Below are 19,015 nucleotides of genomic sequence, written 5' to 3'. Positions count from 1 at the left end.
TGCCGCGAGACGACCGGATGTCACTACAGTGACCGTGAACGGAATCCACACAGAATCCGCCAACGGAGGCTCCCCCCGTGCCTACAGCACCTGCTGGCACGCTCTACCGCGGCCGTGAAGGCATGTGGTCCTGGGTCGCGCATCGCGTGACCGGCGTGCTCATCTTCTTCTTCCTCCTCGTGCACGTCCTGGACACAGCACTTGTCCGGGTGTCGCCCGAGGCCTACAACGCCGTCATCGGGACGTACCAGACGCCGATCATGGGACTCGGGGAGGCCGGTCTCGTCGCCGCGATCGTCTTCCACGCGTTCAACGGCATCCGCGTGATCCTCGTCGACTTCTGGGCCAAGGGCCCGAAGTACCAGCGGACCATGCTCTGGGTCGTCGTCGGCCTGTTCGTCGTGACCATGGCCGGGTTCCTGCCGCGGCACCTGATGAACGTCTTCGGAGGTGGGCACTGATGGCTCAGGTCCAGTCCGGGTCCCCGACCCCGTCCGCCATCGCGGCACCCCGCTCCCCCTACGCCCGCCGCAAGACGACCCGCGGCAACTACGAGCTGTACAGCTGGGTCTTCATGCGCGCGTCCGGCGTCGTGCTGCTGGTGCTGATCTTCGGCCACCTCTTCGTCAACCTCATGGTGGGCGACGGCGTGCACGCGATCGACTTCGCCTTCGTCGGCGGCAAGTGGACCAGCCCCTTCTGGCAGGTCTGGGACCTGCTGATGCTGTGGCTCGCGATGTTCCACGGCTCCAACGGCGTGCGCACCATCATCAACGACTACGCGCAGAAGGACTCCACGCGCGGCGTGCTCAAGGTGCTGCTCTACCTGGCGACCGTGATCGTCGTCGTGCTCGGCACCCTCGTGATCTTCACGTTCAACCCGTGCCCGCCGGGAAGCCCGGCCGAGCTCCTGCCGTCGATCTGCTTCCCGAACTAAGGACAGGCACCCCCCGATGCAGACACATCAGTACGACGTCGTCATCGTCGGCGCAGGCGGCGCCGGCATGCGCGCGGCGCTCGAGGCCTCCGGCGAGGCCCGCACCGCCGTGATCTCCAAGCTCTACCCCACCCGCTCCCACACCGGTGCCGCCCAGGGCGGCATGGCGGCGGCCCTCGCGAACGTCGAGGAGGACAACTGGGAGTGGCACACGTTCGACACCGTCAAGGGCGGTGACTACCTGGTCGACCAGGACGCGGCGGAGATCCTTGCGAAGGAGGCCATCGACTCGGTCCTCGACCTCGAGAAGATGGGGCTGCCGTTCAACCGCACGCCCGAGGGCCGGATCGACCAGCGCCGGTTCGGCGGCCACACCCGCGAGCACGGCCAGGCCGCCGTCCGCCGCGCCTGCTACGCCGCGGACCGCACCGGCCACATGATCCTGCAGACGCTGTACCAGAACTGCGTGAAGCAGAACGTCGAGTTCTACAACGAGTTCTACGTCCTGGACCTGCTCACGGACCACGACCTCACCACCGAGCAGATCGAGGACGGCGCCGAGGTCAACGCGACCGGCGTCGTGGCCTACGACCTGGCCAGCGGTGAGATCCACGTGTTCCAGGCGAAGGCGGTCATCTTCGCGACCGGCGGCGCGGGCAAGATCTTCAAGACGACGTCCAACGCGCACACCCTCACGGGCGACGGGATGGCCCTGGCCTACCGGCGCGGCCTGCCCCTGGAGGACATGGAGTTCTTCCAGTTCCACCCGACAGGCCTCGCCGGCCTCGGCATCCTCCTGTCGGAGGCGGCCCGCGGCGAGGGCGGCATCCTGCGCAACTCCGACGGTGAGCGCTTCATGGAGCGCTACGCCCCCACCATCAAGGACCTCGCGCCGCGCGACATCGTCGCCCGCTCGATGGCCAACGAGGTGCGCGAGGGCCGCGGCGCCGGCCCGAACAAGGACTACGTGCTGCTCGACCTGACGCACCTGGAGCCCGCGCACATCGACGCGAAGCTCCCGGACATCACCGAGTTCGCCCGCACCTACCTCGGCATCGAGCCGTACACCGAGCCCGTGCCCGTCTACCCCACCGCGCACTACGCGATGGGCGGCGTCCCGACGAACATCCAGGGCGAGGTGCTGCGCGACAGCCACAACGTCGTCAAGGGCCTCTACGCGGCCGGCGAGGTCGCGTGCGTGTCCGTGCACGGCTCCAACCGCCTCGGCACCAACTCGCTGCTCGACATCAACGTCTTCGGCAAGCGCGCCGGCCGCTCCGCCGCCGCGTACGCGAAGACGGTCGCCCAGCACAAGGAGCTGCCGGAGAACCCGACGGCCCGCGTCGAGGCACAGCTCGCGGAGATGCGCGACCGCCCCGACGGCGAGCGCGTGGCGGACGTCCGCAAGGCCCTCCAGGAGACGATGGACGCGAACGCCCAGGTGTTCCGCACCGGGGACTCCCTCAACGAGGCGCTCGCCGAGATCCGGGAGCTGCAGAAGCGGTACCGGAACGTGTCCGTGCAGGACAAGGGCAAGCTGTTCAACACGGACCTGCTCGAGGCGATCGAGCTCGGCTTCCTGCTGGACATCGCCGAGGTCACCGTCGTCGCCGCCCTCAACCGCAAGGAGTCGCGCGGCGGGCACTACCGCGAGGACTACCCGGCCCGCGACGACGCGAACTACATGCTGCACACGATGGCGTACCGCCGTCCGACGTCGGCCCCCGACGCCGGCGACGGCCACGTCCCGGGCTACTTCGACCACGTCGAGGACTTCGGGGACTACAAGGTCGTCCTGGGGTCCAAGCCCGTCATCCAGACCCGGTACGAGCCCATGGAGCGGAAGTACTGATGACTGCTGTACTCGAGAACCCTGCGGCCCCGGCCTCCGAGCCGAAGGCCGGCGCCATCCCCAGCTTCGAGGTCACGCTCCGCGTCCGGCGGTACAACCCCGAGTCGGAGCACGGCGAGGAGTCGACCTGGGACGACTTCACCGTCCAGGTGCACGGCACCGACCGCGTCCTCGACGCGCTGCACAAGATCAAGTGGGAGCAGGACGGGAGCCTGACCTTCCGGCGCTCCTGCGCCCACGGGGTCTGCGGCTCCGACGCGATGCGGATCAACGGCCGCAACCGGCTCGCGTGCAAGACGCTCCTCAAGGACGTCAACCCCGACAAGCCGATCACGGTCGAGCCGATCAAGGGCCTGCCCGTCGTCAAGGACCTCGTGGTCGACATGGAGCCGTTCTTCGCCTCCTACCGCGAGATCATGCCGTTCCTCATCACCTCGGGGAACGAGCCGACGCGCGAGCGCCTGCAGTCCGCCGAGGACCGCGAGCGCTTCGACGACACCACCAAGTGCATCCTGTGCGCCGCGTGCACGTCGTCCTGCCCCGTGTTCTGGACCGACGGCCAGTACTTCGGCCCGGCCGCGATCGTCAACGCGCACCGGTTCATCTTCGACAGCCGCGACGAGGGCGCCACGCAGCGCCTGGAGATCCTCAACGACAAGGAGGGCGTGTGGCGCTGCCGCACGACCTTCAACTGCACCGAGGCCTGCCCGCGCGGCATCGAGGTCACCAAGGCGATCCAGGAGGTCAAGCGCGCCATGATCACGCGCGCGTTCTGACCCCCGATCTGCCTCGCTGTCCCACGCTGCGCACGCTCGACTCCCGCAGCGCCCAGGAGCCCCGTCGTACCCCACGGACGACGGGGCTCCACGGTCTTCCGGACCCCTGCCCGCGGCGCACCACGCGCTCGATCTCGGCCGCGTCGCGTCGTGCGGCCACCTCCGCCTCGGCGCGAGCGATCTCGTCCAGCCGCGGCGGGTCGTACACCCACGCGCACACGAGCAGCAGCACCCGGGCGACGAAGTTCACCAGCACCAGCACGGTCACGATGCCGGCGAACGCCGCCAGCAGCGCGTTGCGGTCCGCGCCCGCGGCGACGACCGACGTGCCCAACCAGCGCAGCACGCCCGCGACGACGCCCGCCGCCAGGCAGCCGAGCACGAAGTCCCGCCGCTTGCGCGGACGGACCCGCGCGACCACGCGGATGATGAGGTAGACCAGCAGCGCGTCGAGCAGCACGCCCACCACGGCGGTGCCGAGCGCCGTGAGCTGGGCCAGCAGGTACGAGCTGCCGAACCACGCCTGCATCTGTCGGCTGAACGTCTGCGACAGGATGCTCGCGCCGGCGGAGGCCACGATCATCGCCCCGAGGATGACGAAGCCCAGCAGCTCCCAGATCTTCGACAGCACAGGGCTGACGCCCACCACCGGCTGGGCGAACATCGACCGCACGGAGATGCGCAGGGCGCGCATGAACCCGATCGCGGTCCAGAGGAAGATGACCGAGGCGATCACGCTGGTCCACGAGACGCCGGAGGTGATCACCAGATCGCTGGGCGTGATGACGCCCTTCGAGTCGGCGCTCGTCTTGATGAGGCCCGGGAGCCAGTCGTTGATCTGCTCGAAGACCTCGTCCTGCAGCTCCTGCCGGCCTGCCAGCACCCGCGAGAACACCGTGAACCCGATGGTGAGCGCCGCGAACAGCGAGAAGATCGCCGTGTAGGCGATGCCGCCGCACAGGAGGGCGCCGCGGCGGTCGACGTACCAGTACCACGACCGCACCGGCCGCAGGCTCTTGAACCACTGGTACGCGACGAGGGACCGGCTCTTCGCCTGTTCGAGTCGGTCGTTCACAGACGCGACCCTAGGGAGCGGGGTGCTCCCCCGCGAGCCGGAACGAGCGTTGCGGTCGCCACACGCCGTCGTCGCCGTGCTCGTACTGCCACAGCCGGTCCACCTCGAACACGCCGTCGAAGTCGGCCATCTCCACGAAGGCGCGGTCCAGGTCGGCCTCGGGGACCTCGTGCGCGACGGTCACGTGCGGGTGGTAGTTGAACCGCAGCTCCTGGGCCAGCACGCCCGAGCGGGCGGCTGTCTCGAGCTGCTCGCACTCCGCGATGCCCTCGGCGAGGGCCACGAACACCACGGGCGAGATCGGGCGGAACGTGCCGGCCCCGCGCAGGTGCACCCGGAACGGCGCCGTCTCGGACGCGACCTTCTCGAGGTGCTCGACCACCGCGTCCAGCACGGACTCGTCGACCACCGTGGGGCCGATCACCGTGATGTGGGGCGGGATGGCGTGCGCCAGCGGGTCGCCGAGCGAGGCGCGGGCCTCCTGGAGCCGGGAGCCGAACGGCTCGGGCACCGCGATGGCGACGCCGATCCGCACCTGGGCCGGGCCGCGGTCGGGGAGGTTCACCGTGCGCCTCGGGGCAGCAGGCCGAACCGGTCGTAGACCCGGTCCAGCACGGGCCGCGCGATCTCGCGCGCGCGCTCGGCCCCGTCGGCGAGCACCTTGTCGAGCTGCGCCGGGTCGGACAGGTAGGTCTGCGCCCGCGCCTGGAACGGCTCGAGGAACGCGACCACGGCGTCGGCCAGGTCCACCTTGAGGTAGCCGTAGCCGCGACCGTCGTACTCGGCGGCGATCTCGTCGACGCCGCGGCCCGTGACGGCCGAGAAGATCGTGAGCAGGTTGGAGATCCCCGGCTTGGCCGCCGGGTCGTAGCGCACGCCGTACGTCTCGTCGGCGTCGGTGACCGCCGACTTGATCGCCTTGACGGCCTTCTTCGGGTCCTCGAGCAGCCAGACGACACCCTTGCCGCCGGCGTTCGACTTGCTCATCTTGGCCGTCGGCTCCTGGAGGTCCTGGATCTTCGCCACCGCCTTGACGATGTGCGCCTCGGGGACGACGGCGGTGCCCTCGCCGAAGCGGGCGTTGAGCCGCTCCGCCAGGTCGCGGGTGAGCTCGAGGTGCTGGCGCTGGTCCTCGCCCACCGGCACGAGGGCCGTGTCGTAGAGCAGGATGTCGGCGGCCATGAGCACGGGGTAGGTGAACAGGCCCACCGTGGTGCCCTCGGAGCCCTGCTTGGCGGACTTGTCCTTGAACTGCGTCATGCGACCGGCCTCGCCGAAGCCGGTCTGGCAGGACAGGAGCCACGCCAGCTCCGCGTGCTCGGCCACGTGCGACTGCACGAAGAGGATCGACCGCTCCGGGTCGATGCCGCCGGCCAGGTACTGGGCGGCGGTGCGGCGGGTGCGCTCGCGCAGCGCCGCCGGGTCCGGGTTCACCGTCAGGGCGTGCAGGTCGACGACGCAGTACAACGCCTCGTGGTCGTCCTGGAGCGCCACCCACTGGGCCAGGGCGCCCAGGTAGTTCCCGAGGTGCAGGGACCCGTCGGTCGGCTGCATGCCGGAGAAGATGCGGGGCAGTCCCGGCGCGGACGCTCCGCGCTGGAGGGACGGTGAGGTGGCGACGTCGGGCATGGCGTCCATTGTGGCAGGTCGGCCCGGCCGCCCGGAAACCGGTCCGGACTACGTCGCCTCGTCGTCGAACGGCGCCGGCACGGCCGCCGCGCGGCGCTCTCCGGACGCGGCGGTCGCGACCGCGCCTCCGGCTGCCGCGCCGCCCGCCGCCGCTGCGCCCCGGGGACCCGCCGCGGGGGCGTCGTCGTCGTCCATGAGCGCCTCGCGCACGATGCGACGCGGGTCGTACTGGCGCGGGTCGAGCTTCGACCAGTCGACGTCCTTGAACTCCGGCCCCAGCTCGGTGTCCACGCGTGCCTTGGTGTCCTGCAGCAGGCGCTTGCCGCGCTTGACGAGCGAGGCCAGCTGGGCGGCGTACCCAGGGAGGCGCTCGGGCCCGATGAGCAGGACCGCGAGCACCACGATGATGATGAGCTCACCGCCGTTGATGTCGAACACGCGGACAGCCTATTCGCTCTCCCGCTCCTGCAGCACCACCCGCACGTCGCGCTCCTCGCCGTCGGTGCGCACGCGCAGCGTCACCGCGTCCCCCGGCTGGCGGGCGCGGATCGCCACGATGAGCGCGTCGCTCACCGTGACCGGCCGGCCGTCGATCTCCAGGATGACGTCGCCGGGCCGGATCCCGGCCCGGTCCGCGGGCCCGTCGGGGGTCACCGCCGGCTGCCCTTCCTGGGGTGCGGAGGAGACCTGCACGCCCTCGCCCGCGTACGACGTGTCGAGCAGAGCCCCGATCACCGGGTAGGTCGCGTGCCCCGACTCGATGAGCTGCTCGGCGGTGTGCCGGGCCTGGGACGCGGGGATCGCGAACCCGAGGCCGATGCTGCCGGTGGCGGACAGGGCGCCCGGCGGCTGGGCGATGGCGGAGTTGATCCCGACCACCTCGCCGTCGGCGTCGATCAGCGGGCCGCCGGAGTTGCCCGGGTTGATCGCGGCGTCCGTCTGGATCGCGTCGATGAACGCCGACGCGGCCCCTCCCCCGGACTCGTCGCCCGCCTGCACGGGCCGGTGCAGCGCGCTGACGATGCCGGTCGTCACCGTGGAGTCCAGCCCGAGCGGCGCGCCGACGGCGAGCACCGGGTCGCCGACCACGACGGCGTCGGAGTCACCGAGCACCAGCGGCGCCAGGCCCTCGGCGTCCACCTTGAGCACGGCCAGGTCGTAGTCCGCGGTGCGGCCCACGACCTCGGCCTCCCGCTCGCGGCCGTCGGCGAAGACGACCACGGCCGACCCGCCCGCGCCCGCCGCGGGCGCCACCACGTGGTTGTTCGTGAGGATGTAGCCGTCCTCGCGCAGCACGAAACCCGACCCGCTGGACGCGCCGTGCGCGCCCTGCACCTGGATCGAGACCACGCTCGGCAGCACGTCGGCGGCGAGCGCCGCCACCGAGCCGTCGGGCCGCTCGGCACCGGCCGTGGCGCCTGCGGCCGTGCCCCGGTCGGTGCCCTGGCCGCCCGACGTCGGGAGCGCCGCGTCCGCGGGCCTCCCGTCGTCGAGGGCGTCCGACACGCGGTCCCCGGCGAAGCCGCCCACGAGCCCCGCCACCAGCGCGAGCACCACGACCGCGGCCGCTCCCGGGCGGCGGCGCCGCGCCGGGCGCGTGGCCGGCGAGGTCGCGGTGGCGGAGGACGTCGCTGACGGGGCTGCCGGGGCTGCCGGCGCTGACGGGGCTGCCGACGTCGGCGGGTCCGCGGCGTCCGCCGCTGCGGTGCCCGGTACGACGGGCGGGGCCGACTCCGTGGCGGGGAACAGCGCCGCCGCCGGCGGCGGCACGTACGGGTCCGCCTCCGGTGCGCGGGCCGGGGGCTCGGGCGGCGCGAACAGGTCGTCGGCCGGGTGGGACGGTTCGGTCATCGGCGCCTGAGGGTTCCTGTCATCTCGTCGCTCCGGACATGGCTCCGGACATGGCTGCGGACATCGCTCCGGTCATCGTGGTCCAGCCGCGCGAGATCTCGTGCAGCACGCCGGCGTCGTCGTCCTCCGAGGTGCCCGGGAAGGCCGCGACGAGCTCGGCGAGCGTCTCCGCGTCCACGTCGGTGGCCACGTCGACCACGGTGTCCCCCGACTGCCAGGCCACGTGCCACGGGTCGGAGGAGAGCACCCGCACCTCGTGGCCCTGGACGGCGAGCGCGCCCGGCGCCCCGCCCGCGCTCCCGTCGGCCGGGGCGCCCAGGTCGGCCAGGCGACCCTGCCGCAGGCAGGCGACGGCGGCCCCGTCGGGCCCTGCGAGGTCCAGCTCCACGGCGCCGGCGGACCCGTCCGGGCCGCGGCAGCCGTCGGTGCGCAGCGCCGTGACGGCATACCCGTCGGGCAGCGCGGCGGGCGCCGACCAGCCGTGGTCGGCCAGCCAGGCGAGGGCGTCGGCCGTGGCGGCACGCCCGGCGGCCGCGTCGTGACCGCCCGGCTCGGCGTCCGCCAGCAGCGTGAGCGCCGCGACCCGCGACGGGTCGGGGCTCACCACGGGTGCCTGCCCGAGCACGAACAGCGCGACCCCGAGCACGCCGACTCCGCCCGCCCCCACGGCGACCAGCCGCCGGGTCCGGTGCCGACGCCGGGAGCCCAGGTCGCCCGACAGCGTCGGCTCCCAGGCACGCGGCCGCTCCCAGTCCGCGGTGCGGCCCCGGTCGCGCAGCGGGTCGCCGGTCGCCGACGGGATGGAGGCCGACAGCGCCAGCAGACGGTTCGTGAGCTCCGGGTCGGGGGCGACGTCGCAGGCCGCCGCGAGCGCCCGGTGCGCGTCCCGCGCGGCGTCGAGCTCCGCGGCGCACCGCGAGCAGCCCGCGACGTGCGCGAGCGCCCGCTCGGTCGTCGCCGCGTCGAGCTGTCCGTCGGCCAGGTCGCTCACCCAGACCCCGAGGTGCCCGGACCCGGCGTACCCCGTCACGACGCCGCCCCGCTGCTCGCGTCCCGCGCGGTCACCTCCGCGCGCCGGTGCTCCAGCGCGTCACGGAGCTGCGCACGGGCACGGTGGATGCGGGAGCGGACCGTGCCGAGCTTGATCCCCAGCGTGACGGCGATCTCCTCGTAGCTCAGGCCCTCGATGTCGCAGAGCACGACCGCCGCCCGGTACTCGGGGCGCAGCGCGTCGAGCGCGGCCTGCACGTCGTGGTCGAGGTTGGCGTGCTCGTACCCGCGCTCGGGCCGACCGTGGTCCTCGGGGGCGGCGACGCGCGCGGCGTCGTCGCCCATCGCCTCCATCCGGATGCGCTTCTTGCGCCGCACCTGGTCGAGGAACAGGTTGGTCGTGATGCGGTGCAGCCAGCCCTCGAACGTGCCCGGGGTGTAGCTGGAGAGCGACCGGAAGACCCGCAGGAACGTCTCCTGCGTGAGGTCCTCGGCGTCCTGCCGGTTCCCGCTGAGCCGGTAGGCCAGGCGGTACACGCGCGCCGAGTGCTCGCGCACGATCTCGTCCCACGTCGGCGGGGTCCACGCCGTCTCGGGCGCGGCGGCGTCACGGGCGCGCGAGGGCTCCTCGACAGGGGCCTCGGGCGCGTCCGGGACAGGTGCGGGGTCGGTCGTCATCGTCACCATCGTCCCATGGCAACGTCCGGGCGCGCCGCGACGTTCCCGCGTACGATCACGGCAGCATCACCCGCGCCGGCCGCCGCCGGCGACCCCGCCGTGGAGGACCGCCATCACCACCGACGTCGACGCCCGCAGCGGGCGCACCGCAGCCTGGGCCTACAGCGAGTCCTTCGTCCCCGAGGACGAGGTGCTGCTGCGCGCCCGCGAGCGCGCGGCGGAGCTCGGCTGCGGGGCCGCCTCCCCCGGCACGGGCGCGCTGCTCCAGGTCGTGGTCGCCGCGCTCGGCGCGCGGGCCGTCGTCGAGGTCGGCACGGGCACCGGCGTCGCCGCCCTGTGGCTGCTGCGCGGCATGCCGGCGGACGGTGTGCTCACCACCATCGACGCCGAGCTCGAGCACCAGCGAGCCGCGAAGCGGGCCTTCGCCGAGGCGGGGATCGCGCCGGCGCGCACGCGGGCCATCCCCGGCCGTCCGGCCGACGTGCTGCCCCGGCTGACGGACGGCGCGTACGACCTCGTCCTCGTCGGGGCCGAGCCGCACTCCTACCCGGAGTACGTCGAGGCGGGGCTGCGCCTGCTGCGCCCCGGCGGCGTCCTCGCGGTGGACGGCGCGCTGCACGGCGGCCGCGTGCCCGACCCGGCGCGGCGCGACGAGGTCACGACCGTCGTGCGCGACGTCGGGCGCACGCTGCGCGCCGACGACCGGGTCCTGTCGGCCCTGGCGCCGACCGGGGACGGGCTGCTCCTGGCCGTGCGGCGCTGAGACAGCTCGCGGAGACGCTGAGACGGCTCGCGGAGACACCGAGGAGACACCGCGAGCGCCGGACGACGTGATCGTCCGGCGCTCGCCGTACTGCTCGGGTCGGTCGTCAGCCGACGACGGCCTGGAGTGCCTCGCCCAGCTCGGTCGCCTCGGTGGCGTTCAGCTCCACGACCAGACGGCCGCCACCCTCGAGCGGGACCCGCATGACGATGCCGCGTCCTTCCTTGGTGACCTCCAGCGGCCCGTCGCCCGTCCGCGGCTTCATCGCAGCCATCTGTGGCTCTCCCATTCCGTTGTCCGGTTCCTCGGCCTGCCCCCTGCCCGCGGCCCACCGGTCGGCGGGGGCGGATCGAGGCGCGCCCCACCATTCTAGGTCAGAACCCACCCCAGACTTCCACACCCCGGACTCCCGCGGCCGACAGGCGAGACCCCGCGACGCCGGGCCAGGTGGGGCGCGATCACGCCAGGCCGCGCAGCACCGCGCGCGGCGGAGCCTCGTCGCGGACGGCCGCGACGAGGTCGAGCACGCGGCGGGTGGCGGCCACGTCGTGGGCGCGGAACACGGTGGCCCCCTGCCAGGCGGCGAGCGCGGTGGCCGCGAGGGTCCCCTCGAGCCGCTCGTCGGCGGGCAGGTCCAGGGTCTCCCCCACGAAGTCCTTGCGGCTCAGCGCCATGAGCAGCGGGAACCCCAGCCCGGCGAGGACCTCGGTGCGGCGCAGGAGGTGCAACGACTGCCACGTGTTCTTGCCGAAGTCGTGCGTCGGGTCCACGAGCACCGACCGCGGCGGGACGCCGCACGCGACGGCGCGGGCGGCCGCCGCCCGCAGCGTCGCGACGACGTCGTCCAGGACGCCGTCGCGCGGGTCCGCCCCCGGCCCGCCGGTGGTCGGCGGGTACTCGACGCGATAGGGGTCGGTGCGCGGCACCGCCCCGCCGGTGTGCGAGCACACGACGCCGACGCCCGCGGCCCCGGCCACCTCGACGAGGGCCGGGTCGTGCCCGGCCCAGGTGTCGTTGACCAGGTCGGCGCCCGCCGCCACGACCTCGCGCGCGACGCCCGAGCGCCACGTGTCCACGGACACGAGCAGGTCCGGCAGCGCCTCGCGCACCCGCGCGACGAAGGGCGCCACCCGGCCGATCTCCTCCGCCTCGTCCACCTCCGGCCCGACGCCGGCCCGCACGCCCCCGACGTCGAGGATCTGCGCGCCGTCCGCCCACGCCTGGTGCGCCGCGTCCAGCGCGGCGCCGTCGTCGGGCCTGCGCGCCGGCGCGTAGAACGAGTCGGTGGTGCGGTTGACGATCGCCATCACGACGGGCCGCAGCACCCCGTCGGGACCGCGGCCGACCTCGCGGCCGCGCAGCACCAGCGGCGTCCCCGGGGCCGGCACGCCGGACGGGGGCGGGACGGGACCGGTCACGACCCGTCGGCCGCGGCGGCCTCCTGCTGGTCCTCGACGAGGTCGTCCAGCGCCTCGCGCTCGGACGCGGCGAGCGCGCGGCCCCGCTCGAGCACGTACTCGACGGCCTCCGCCGGGGAGTCCGTGAGGTGCATGAGGTCGACGTCGGCGGGGCCGACCATCCCCCGGTCGGCGACCGCGGTGCGCACCCACTCCAGCAGGCCGCCCCAGTAGTCGGACCCGACCAGCACCAGGGGGAACTCCGTCACCTTGTGGGTCTGCACGAGCGTGAGCGCCTCGAACAGCTCGTCGAACGTGCCGAAGCCCCCGGGGAGCACGATGAAGCCCTGCGCGTACTTGACGAACATGGTCTTGCGGGCGAAGAAGTACCGGAAGTTCACGCCCAGGTTCACGTACTGGTTCATGCCCTGCTCGAAGGGCAGCTCGATGCCCAGGCCGATCGACGTGCCGCCCGCCTTGTGCGCCCCGGCGTTCGCGGCCTCCATGATGCCCGGGCCGCCACCGGTGATGACGGCGTACCCGGCCTCGGCGAGCAGCCGCCCCACCTCGACGGCGAGCGCGTAGTCCGGGTGGTCGGGCGACGTGCGCGCCGACCCGAAGACCGACACGGCGGGGCCCACCTCGGCGAGGGCGCCGAAGCCCTCGACGAACTCCGACTGGATCCGCATCACGCGCCACGGGTCGGAGTGCACCCAGTCGGGGTCGCCGCCGCCGGCGAGGAGCCGCTGGTCGGTGGTCTGGGCGGGGATCTCCTTGCCCCGCAGCAGCACGGGGCCCTTGCGGTAGCCGCTGCCCTTCTCGGGCACCCCGTCGTCGCCCCGGTCCGCGTGGTGTCCGCCGGGGGTGGTGGTCGTCGCTCGCGTCATGCCTCGAGACTAACCACGCCACCGGCCGGCGCGCCGAGCAGCCAGGCGCGCAGGGCGTCGCGGCCCACCGCGAGCCGGGCCACGGGCAGCCGCTCGTCGTCCTTGTGGGCCAGCACCGGGTCGCCCGGGCCGAAGTTCACCGCCGGGATGCCGAGCTCGGCGAACCGCGCGACGTCGGTCCAGCCGTACTTGGGCGTCGGGGCGGTGCCCGTCGCGGCCTGCACCGCGGCGGCGAAGTCGGCCACCAGCGGGTCGTCCAGGCCGGGGCGGGCGCCGGGCGCGGCGTCCGTGACGACCACCTCGAACCCCTCGAACAGCTCGCGCAGGTGCGCCTCGGCCTCGGCGACGCCCTGCGACGGCGCGAAGCGGTAGTTGACGGTGACGGTGCACGCGTCCGGCACCACGTTGCCCGCGATGCCGCCGCGGATGCCGACGGCGCCCAGGCTCTCGCGGTAGACCAGGCCGTCGACCTCGACGTCCCGCGCCTCGTACGCCGCCAGGCGGTCGAGCACCGGCGCCGCCGCGTGGATCGCGTTCACCCCGGCCCAGGCGCGGGCGGAGTGCGCGGCGACGCCGTGGGTGCGGACCTCGACGCGCAGCGTCCCGTTGCAGCCGCCCTCGATGCCGTTGTTGCTGGACTCGCCCAGGATCGCGAAGTCCCCCTGCAGCGCCTCCGGGTGGTGGCGCACCAGGCGGCCGAGCCCGCTGAGCGACGCCTCGACCTCCTCGTGGTCGTAGAAGACGTACGTGAGGTCGTGGGCGGGCTCGAGGCCCGGGCGACCCAGCTCGACGGCGAGCGCGAGCATGATCGCCACGCCGCCCTTCATGTCCACGGTGCCCCGGCCCCACATCTCGACCGTGCCGTCCGGCGCGGTCTCGAGGCGGGTGGGGAGGTTCGGCGGGTCGGTGAGCGGCACGGTGTCGAGGTGGCCCGCGAGCACCACGCGCCGGTCGCGGCCGAGGCGCGTGCGGGCGACGAGGGCGTCGCCGTCGCGCAGCACGTCGAGGTGGGGCTGGGCGCGCAGCACCCGCTCGACGGCGTCCGCGAGGGCGGCCTCGTCCCCCGAGACGGACGGCACGTCGCAGATCGCCGCGAGCAGGTCCACGAGGTCGGACGCGCCGACGTCGGCCGGGTCGAGGAGGTGGTCCAGCGAGGGCTCGCTCCGGGGGCTGTCGAGGGCGTCGCGTGCAGGGGCGGTGCGGTCCGTGGTCACGCGCACCATCGTGGCAGACGTGCCCATTACGCTGGGCCGCATGACGACGCCTGCCTCCTCCCGCCCCGCCTGGGGCCTCGGTCTCGCCACGGTCGCCGACGACGGCACGACGCTGGACGTCTGGTACCCCAGCCCCGTGCTGGGCGCGCCGCCCCAGACCGACGTCGACATCCCTGCCGAGCTCGACGCCCTCACGGAGCGGGACGACGCACGCCGCGTGGACGTCGTCGTCGTGCGCACCGTGATCGACCTCGACGCCGCCCCCGCGGACACGGCCGACGCCTACCTGCGCCTGCACCTGCTCTCGCACCGGCTGGTCCAGCCCCACGGCGTCAACCTCGACGGGCTCTTCGGCGTGCTGACCAACGTGGTGTGGACGTCGCACGGCCCGTGCGCCGTCGAGGGCTTCGAGGCCACCCGCCTGCGCCTGCGCGCCGACACGGGCCGCGCCGTCACCGTGTACGGGATCGACAAGTTCCCCCGCATGGTCGACTACGTCGTCCCCGCCGGCGTGCGCATCGCCGACGCCGACCGCGTGCGCCTGGGCGCGCACCTCGCGTCCGGCACCACGGTCATGCACGAGGGCTTCGTGAACTTCAACGCCGGCACGCTCGGCGCTTCCATGGTCGAGGGGCGCATCTCGGCCGGGGTCGTCGTGGGCGACGGGTCCGACGTCGGCGGCGGCGCGTCCATCATGGGCACCCTGTCCGGCGGCGGCAAGGAGGTCATCAGCGTGGGCGAGCGGTCGCTGCTGGGCGCCAACGCCGGCCTCGGCATCCCCCTCGGCGACGACTGCGTGGTCGAGGCGGGCCTGTACCTCACCGCGGGCACCAAGGTCACGGTGCTGGGCGAGATGGGCGCGGACGGCGACCCCCTGGTGGTCAAGGCCCGCGACCTCGCCGGCCGCGACAACCTGCTGTTCCGCCGCAACTCGCGCACCGGCACGGTCGAGGTGCTGGAGCGGGGCGGCGTGGGCATCGAGCTCAACGCCGCGCTGCACGCGAACTGACGTGCCCGGCCGAGGAGGCCGACGCAGGCGGCGGCGCCGGGCGACCGGCGCCGCCGTCGCCGCGGTCCTCGTCGTCGGCGCGGGAGCGACGGCCGGGGTGGTCGTCTTCCTCGACCGGCTCGACACCCCCTCCGTGCAGCGGTGCGCGGCCGAGCTGGACGGCACGTCCTGGTACCTCACGCCCGTCCAGGCGGACAACGCCGCCCTGATCGTCGGCACGGCCGTGCAGCGCGGGCTCCCCGGCCGCGCGGCGACCATCGGGCTCGCGACCGCGCTGCAGGAGTCCCGGCTGGTCAACATCGACTACGGCGACCGGGACTCGGTGGGGCTCTTCCAGCAGCGCCCCTCGCAGGGCTGGGGCACCGTCGACGAGATCATGGACCCCGTCTACTCCACCGGGAAGTTCTACGACGGGCTCGTCGAGATCGACGGCTACGAGGACCTGGAGGTCACCGTCGCCGCGCAGGCGGTGCAGCGCTCGGCGTTCCCCGAGGCGTACGCGCAGCACGAGACGCGGTCGCGAGCCTGGGCGTCGGCGCTCACGGGACACTCCCCGGGCGCGATCACCTGCGACCTGCCGCCCACCGACGAGGACGACGCGCCGTCCGGCGCCGCCGCCGAGGCCCTGCTCACCGAGCGCGCGGCCCGCGACCTCGGCCTGCCCGCCGAAGCCTTGCGGTCCGACACGTCCGACGCCGGGGCCCGTACCGTCGTCGTGGACGCCACCGCGGTGCCGCTCGACGGCGAGCTCGCCACCTGGGCCGTCGCCCACTGGGCCGTCGCGACGGCGTCCGCCACCGGGGCGCAGGAGGTCGCGGCGGGCGAGCGGACGTGGACACGCGAGCGCGGGGAGTGGACGGTCATGGACGACGACGACCGTCGGCCCGACGGCCAGGTGACGATCGTCCTGTCGTGATCGTCCTGGGCGTGGGCCGACGGCCGGCGTCGGTGTGCGGGGTGAGGCGAGGCCTCAGCGCTGCTCGAGCGGCACGTAGTCGCGCTCGCCCGGACCGGTGTAGACCTGCCGCGGGCGGCCGATCTTGGTCTGCGGGTCGTTCATCATCTCGCGCCACTGGGCGATCCAGCCGGGCATGCGGCCGAGCGCGAACAGCGGCGTGAACATCGCCGGGGAGAAGCCCATCGCCTTGTAGATGAGGCCCGTGTAGAAGTCCACGTTCGGGTAGAGCTTGCGCTCGACGAAGTAGTCGTCGTTGAGCGCGATCTCCTCGAGGCCGCGGGCGATGTCGAGCAGCTCGTCCTTGGCGCCGAGCTGGCCGAGCACGGCGTCCGCGTGCTTCTTCACGATCGCGGCGCGCGGGTCGTAGCTCTTGTACACGCGGTGGCCGAAGCCCATGAGCCGGACACCGGCCTCCTTGTTCTTGACCTTCTTCATGAAGGTCTCGACGGAGTCGTCGCCCGCGCGGATGCTCTCCAGCATGGTGAGCACGGCCTCGTTGGCGCCGCCGTGCGACGGGCCCGACAGCGCGTTGATGCCGGCGGCGACCGACGCGTACAGCGTGGCGTTCGACGAGCCGACGATGCGCACGGTGGAGGTGGAGCAGTTCTGCTCGTGGTCCGCGTGCAGGATGAGGAGCTTGTCCATGGCGGACACGAGCACCGGGTCGGACTCCCACTGCTCGTACGGCCGCGAGAACGTCATGCGCAGGAAGTCGTCCACGTAGCCGCGGGCGTAGTCCGGGTACATGAGCGGCTCGTCGCGCGTCGCGCGGTGCAGGTACGAGGTGATGGTGCGGATCTTCGCGAGGATCAGCACGGTGGCGAGCTCGACGGCCTCCGGGTCGTGCGGGTCCAGCGACTCGGGGTAGTACGTCGCGAGCGCGTTGACCGCCGAGGCCAGGATCGACATCGGGTGCCCGCCGCGCGGGAACGACGACAGGAAGGCGCGGAAGCCCTCCGGCACCAGCGTGTGCCGGTTGACGCGCTCCTCGAACGCCGTCAGGTCCGCCGGCGACGGCAGCTCGCCGTGGATCAGCAGGTAGGCCACCTCGAGGAAGGTGGACGAGTCGGCCAGCTGCTCGATGGGGTACCCGCGGTAGCGCAGGATGCCCTGGTCGCCGTCGATGTACGTGATCTCCGACTGGCAGGACGCGGTGTTGGTGAAGCCGGGGTCGACGGTGACGAGCCCGGTGTCCCTCAGCAGGGACGACACGACGATGCCGTCGTTGCCCTCCGTGGCCGGGACGACGGGCAGCTGTCGAGCGGTGCCGTCGACGACGAGCTCGACCGAGGCGGAGTCGCCCGTGGTGCCTGCGGCAGGCGTGGTGGACGTCATGTCTTCCTTCCGTGACGGGCCTGCCGACTCCCGACGACGGGACCGGTGGGCGCGTGACTCGTGACTCTGGGACGGGGGCGGCCCGGGGCACGCCGGCCGTGGCATCCTCCAGGGCTACCTCGGCCTGCGGTCGAACCTACCCCCCAACACCAAGGTGATCCAATCCCTCGCCCAGCCGCAGCCATCCGCCAGGTCACAGAGTTGTGATGCGCGCCACACCCTCGGCCACGGAGTCGTCGGTCGCGGTGAGCGCCACCCGGACGTGCCGCCGCCCCGCCTCCCCGTAGAACTCCCCCGGGCCCACGAGGATGCCCCGGTCGGCGAACCACGCCGCGAGGTCCCGCGACGTCGCGCCCGCGAGCGGCGACCCGTCCGCCGGGCGGGCCCAGAGGTACAGGCCGGCCTCGGAGCCGTCGACGACGAAGCCGGCCGCCTCGAGCGCCCCGAGGAGCCCGGTGCGACGGCGCCGGTAGACCTCGCGCTGCGCCGCGACGTGGGCGTCGTCCCCCAGCGCCGCGGTCATGGCGGCCTGGACCGGGGCGGGCACGATCATCCCGAGGTGCTTGCGGGTGGCCAGGAGCCCGGCCACCAGGGTCGGGTCGCCGGCCACGAACGCGGCACGGTACCCGGCCACGTTGGACTGCTTCGACAGGGAGTACGCGACGAGCAGGCCCTCGGTGCTGCCCCCGGTGACCCGCGGGTCGAGCAGGCTCGGCACGCGGGAGACACCGCCGTCACCCACCCAGGCGTCCGCCCACGGCAGCTCGGCGTAGCACTCGTCGCCCACGACGACGGCGCCGGTCCCGCGGGCGGCCTCCACCACGCGGCGCAGGTGCGCGACGTCCGCGACGCGGCCGGTCGGGTTCCCCGGCGAGTTGACCCACACGAGGCGGACGTCGCGGCGGCCGGCCCACGCGTCGACGTCGTCGGTAGCGAGCGGCGTGGCCCCGGCGAGACGCGCGCCGACGTCGTACGTGGGGTAGGCGATCGCCGGGTGCACGACCACGTCGCCGGGGCCGAGGCGCAGCAGCGACGGGAGCAGGCCGACCAGCTCCTTGGAGCCGACCGTGGGCAGCACGGCGTCCGGGTCGAGCCCGGGCACGCCGCGACGGCGGGCGAACCAGCCCGTCACCGCCTCCCGGAGGGCGGGCGTGCCGTGCGTGAGCGGGTAGCCGTGGGCGTCCGACGCCGCGGCGAGCGCGTCGCGCACCACCTGCGGGGTCGGGTCGACCGGGGTGCCGATCGACAGGTCCACCACGCCGCCGGGGTGCGCACGGGCGGTGGCCCGCACGTCCTCGAGCGTGTCCCAGGGATAGGGCAGGTCGCTGAGGTCGGCGAACCCCATCAGGCCTGGGGCGGCAGGCCGGCGATCATGGGGTCGTCCTTCTCGATGAGCCCCATCTTCGCGGCGCCGCCCGGCGACCCGAGGTCGTCGAAGAACTCGACGTTGGCGCGGTAGTAGTCCTTCCACTGCTCGGGGACGTCGTCCTCGTAGTAGATGGCCTCGACCGGGCACACCGGCTCGCAGGCGCCGCAGTCCACGCACTCGTCGGGGTGGATGTACAGGGAGCGCGAGCCCTCGTAGATGCAGTCCACGGGACACTCCTCGATGCACGCCTTGTCCTTGACGTCGACGCACGGCTGAGCGATCACGTAGGTCACTG

General features: G+C 73.5%; 21 protein-coding genes. 7 read left to right on the top strand and 14 right to left on the bottom strand.

The window, feature by feature from the left end:
* The first annotated feature begins 77 nt into the window (after window positions 1-77).
* From sdhC to ACH436_RS12180, 4 genes are read left to right on the top strand one after another with little or no spacing between them, the layout of a single operon-like run.
* Window positions 78-461 (top strand): succinate dehydrogenase, cytochrome b556 subunit, encoded by a 384-nt coding sequence (gene sdhC, locus ACH436_RS12195; RefSeq protein WP_430560444.1) that lies wholly within the window; start codon window positions 78-80, stop codon window positions 459-461.
* Window positions 461-937, top strand: coding sequence for a succinate dehydrogenase hydrophobic membrane anchor subunit (locus tag ACH436_RS12190; protein ID WP_430560443.1), 477 nt, complete (start codon window positions 461-463; stop codon window positions 935-937). Before sdhC ends, ACH436_RS12190 begins: the two co-directional genes overlap by 1 nt.
* Window positions 938-953: 16 nt before the next feature.
* Window positions 954-2,789 carry a succinate dehydrogenase flavoprotein subunit gene (gene sdhA, locus ACH436_RS12185; protein ID WP_430560442.1) on the top strand — a complete coding sequence of 612 codons (1,836 nt, stop codon included), beginning with the start codon at window positions 954-956 and terminating at the stop codon, window positions 2,787-2,789.
* The gene (locus ACH436_RS12180; protein WP_430560441.1) at window positions 2,789-3,565 is read left to right on the top strand and encodes a succinate dehydrogenase iron-sulfur subunit; all 777 of its coding nucleotides are present in this window, start codon (window positions 2,789-2,791) and stop codon (window positions 3,563-3,565) included. Before sdhA ends, ACH436_RS12180 begins: the two co-directional genes overlap by 1 nt.
* On the opposite strand, the gene ACH436_RS12175 is transcribed toward ACH436_RS12180, so the two are convergent.
* From ACH436_RS12175 to sigE, 7 genes are read right to left on the bottom strand one after another with little or no spacing between them, the layout of a single operon-like run.
* Window positions 3,549-4,640 carry a YihY/virulence factor BrkB family protein gene (locus tag ACH436_RS12175; RefSeq protein ID WP_430560440.1) on the bottom strand — a complete coding sequence of 364 codons (1,092 nt, stop codon included), beginning with the start codon at window positions 4,638-4,640 and terminating at the stop codon, window positions 3,549-3,551. The two genes, ACH436_RS12180 and ACH436_RS12175, sit on opposite strands and share 17 nt — an antisense overlap.
* A 10-nt stretch (window positions 4,641-4,650) precedes the next feature.
* Complete coding sequence (locus tag ACH436_RS12170; protein ID WP_430560439.1) at window positions 4,651-5,205, bottom strand: 2'-5' RNA ligase family protein; 555 nt, start codon at window positions 5,203-5,205, stop codon at window positions 4,651-4,653.
* Window positions 5,202-6,269: a tryptophan--tRNA ligase gene (gene trpS / locus ACH436_RS12165; protein WP_430560438.1), complete on the bottom strand. Its 1,068-nt coding sequence runs from the start codon at window positions 6,267-6,269 to the stop codon at window positions 5,202-5,204. The genes ACH436_RS12170 and trpS overlap by 4 nt, the downstream gene beginning before the upstream one ends.
* Window positions 6,270-6,317: 48 nt before the next feature.
* Window positions 6,318-6,707 carry a Sec-independent protein translocase TatB gene (locus tag ACH436_RS12160; RefSeq protein WP_430560437.1) on the bottom strand — a complete coding sequence of 130 codons (390 nt, stop codon included), beginning with the start codon at window positions 6,705-6,707 and terminating at the stop codon, window positions 6,318-6,320.
* A 9-nt stretch (window positions 6,708-6,716) separates the two neighbouring features.
* Window positions 6,717-8,120, bottom strand: a complete 1,404-nt coding sequence (locus tag ACH436_RS12155) for a S1C family serine protease (RefSeq protein WP_430560436.1) — start codon at window positions 8,118-8,120, stop codon at window positions 6,717-6,719.
* A 19-nt stretch (window positions 8,121-8,139) separates the two neighbouring features.
* Window positions 8,140-9,150 (bottom strand): zf-HC2 domain-containing protein, encoded by a 1,011-nt coding sequence (locus tag ACH436_RS12150; RefSeq protein WP_430560435.1) that lies wholly within the window; start codon window positions 9,148-9,150, stop codon window positions 8,140-8,142.
* Window positions 9,147-9,788 carry an RNA polymerase sigma factor SigE gene (gene sigE / locus ACH436_RS12145; protein ID WP_430560434.1) on the bottom strand — a complete coding sequence of 214 codons (642 nt, stop codon included), beginning with the start codon at window positions 9,786-9,788 and terminating at the stop codon, window positions 9,147-9,149. Before sigE ends, ACH436_RS12150 begins: the two co-directional genes overlap by 4 nt.
* Before the next feature lie 190 nt (window positions 9,789-9,978).
* On the opposite strand from sigE, the gene ACH436_RS12140 reads away from it, so the two are divergent.
* Window positions 9,979-10,551, top strand: a complete 573-nt coding sequence (locus ACH436_RS12140; protein ID WP_430560433.1) for an O-methyltransferase — start codon at window positions 9,979-9,981, stop codon at window positions 10,549-10,551.
* A 106-nt stretch (window positions 10,552-10,657) separates the two neighbouring features.
* Here ACH436_RS12140 and ACH436_RS12135 read toward each other — a convergent pair whose 3' ends face one another.
* From ACH436_RS12135 to dapE, 4 genes are all read right to left on the bottom strand, one after another.
* On the bottom strand, window positions 10,658-10,825 hold the full coding sequence (locus ACH436_RS12135; RefSeq protein WP_430557106.1) for a DUF3117 domain-containing protein: 168 nt from the start codon (window positions 10,823-10,825) through the stop codon (window positions 10,658-10,660).
* A 184-nt stretch (window positions 10,826-11,009) separates the two neighbouring features.
* Entirely contained in the window at window positions 11,010-11,969 is a 960-nt protein-coding gene (gene folP / locus ACH436_RS12130) for a dihydropteroate synthase (RefSeq protein WP_430560432.1), read from the bottom strand.
* The gene (locus ACH436_RS12125) at window positions 11,966-12,835 is read right to left on the bottom strand and encodes a TIGR00730 family Rossman fold protein (RefSeq protein WP_430560431.1); all 870 of its coding nucleotides are present in this window, start codon (window positions 12,833-12,835) and stop codon (window positions 11,966-11,968) included. The genes folP and ACH436_RS12125 overlap by 4 nt, the downstream gene beginning before the upstream one ends.
* Window positions 12,832-14,058 (bottom strand): succinyl-diaminopimelate desuccinylase, encoded by a 1,227-nt coding sequence (gene dapE, locus ACH436_RS12120; protein ID WP_430560536.1) that lies wholly within the window; start codon window positions 14,056-14,058, stop codon window positions 12,832-12,834. The genes ACH436_RS12125 and dapE overlap by 4 nt, the downstream gene beginning before the upstream one ends.
* A gap of 31 nt (window positions 14,059-14,089) precedes the next feature.
* Between dapE and dapD the strand changes: the two genes are divergently transcribed.
* Together dapD and ACH436_RS12110 are read left to right on the top strand one after the other, a co-directional pair.
* Window positions 14,090-15,058 carry a 2,3,4,5-tetrahydropyridine-2,6-dicarboxylate N-succinyltransferase gene (gene dapD, locus ACH436_RS12115; RefSeq protein WP_430560430.1) on the top strand — a complete coding sequence of 323 codons (969 nt, stop codon included), beginning with the start codon at window positions 14,090-14,092 and terminating at the stop codon, window positions 15,056-15,058.
* Window position 15,059: 1 nt separating this feature from the next.
* The gene (locus ACH436_RS12110; protein WP_430560429.1) at window positions 15,060-15,974 is read left to right on the top strand and encodes a hypothetical protein; all 915 of its coding nucleotides are present in this window, start codon (window positions 15,060-15,062) and stop codon (window positions 15,972-15,974) included.
* A gap of 54 nt (window positions 15,975-16,028) precedes the next feature.
* Here ACH436_RS12110 and ACH436_RS12105 read toward each other — a convergent pair whose 3' ends face one another.
* From ACH436_RS12105 to fdxA, 3 genes are all read right to left on the bottom strand, one after another.
* The gene (locus tag ACH436_RS12105; protein WP_430560428.1) at window positions 16,029-17,351 is read right to left on the bottom strand and encodes a citrate synthase; all 1,323 of its coding nucleotides are present in this window, start codon (window positions 17,349-17,351) and stop codon (window positions 16,029-16,031) included.
* Between the two features lie 193 nt (window positions 17,352-17,544).
* Complete coding sequence (dapC, locus tag ACH436_RS12100; RefSeq protein ID WP_430560427.1) at window positions 17,545-18,696, bottom strand: succinyldiaminopimelate transaminase; 1,152 nt, start codon at window positions 18,694-18,696, stop codon at window positions 17,545-17,547.
* Window positions 18,696-19,013 carry a ferredoxin gene (fdxA, locus tag ACH436_RS12095; RefSeq protein ID WP_429762524.1) on the bottom strand — a complete coding sequence of 106 codons (318 nt, stop codon included), beginning with the start codon at window positions 19,011-19,013 and terminating at the stop codon, window positions 18,696-18,698. The genes dapC and fdxA overlap by 1 nt, the downstream gene beginning before the upstream one ends.
* Window positions 19,014-19,015 lie beyond the last annotated feature (2 nt).

The sequence above is a fragment of the Isoptericola sp. NPDC019693 genome, assembly GCF_044389085.1.
In the GTDB taxonomy this organism is placed as follows: Bacteria; Actinomycetota; Actinomycetes; order Actinomycetales; family Cellulomonadaceae; genus Isoptericola.
Note: the sequence above shows the minus strand (reverse complement) of the source record. Positions and strands in the feature narration are given on the sequence as shown.

Bases quoted from the DNA above. Each gene is read 5' to 3' on its own strand.
- ACH436_RS12190 (WP_430560443.1), top strand. From the start codon at position 461: ATGGCTCAGGTCCAGTCCGGGTCCCCGACCCCGTCCGCCATCGCGGCA.
- sdhA (WP_430560442.1), top strand. From the start codon at position 954: ATGCAGACACATCAGTACGACGTCGTCATCGTCGGCGCAGGCGGCGCC.
- ACH436_RS12180 (WP_430560441.1), top strand. From the start codon at position 2,789: ATGACTGCTGTACTCGAGAACCCTGCGGCCCCGGCCTCCGAGCCGAAG.
- trpS (WP_430560438.1), bottom strand. From the start codon at position 6,269: ATGCCCGACGTCGCCACCTCACCGTCCCTCCAGCGCGGAGCGTCCGCG.
- ACH436_RS12155 (WP_430560436.1), bottom strand. From the start codon at position 8,120: ATGACCGAACCGTCCCACCCGGCCGACGACCTGTTCGCGCCGCCCGAG.
- sigE (WP_430560434.1), bottom strand. From the start codon at position 9,788: ATGACGACCGACCCCGCACCTGTCCCGGACGCGCCCGAGGCCCCTGTC.
- ACH436_RS12135 (WP_430557106.1), bottom strand. From the start codon at position 10,825: ATGGCTGCGATGAAGCCGCGGACGGGCGACGGGCCGCTGGAGGTCACC.
- ACH436_RS12125 (WP_430560431.1), bottom strand. From the start codon at position 12,835: ATGACGCGAGCGACGACCACCACCCCCGGCGGACACCACGCGGACCGG.
- dapE (WP_430560536.1), bottom strand. From the start codon at position 14,058: ATGGTGCGCGTGACCACGGACCGCACCGCCCCTGCACGCGACGCCCTC.
- dapD (WP_430560430.1), top strand. From the start codon at position 14,090: ATGACGACGCCTGCCTCCTCCCGCCCCGCCTGGGGCCTCGGTCTCGCC.
- ACH436_RS12105 (WP_430560428.1), bottom strand. From the start codon at position 17,351: ATGACGTCCACCACGCCTGCCGCAGGCACCACGGGCGACTCCGCCTCG.
- dapC (WP_430560427.1), bottom strand. From the start codon at position 18,696: ATGGGGTTCGCCGACCTCAGCGACCTGCCCTATCCCTGGGACACGCTC.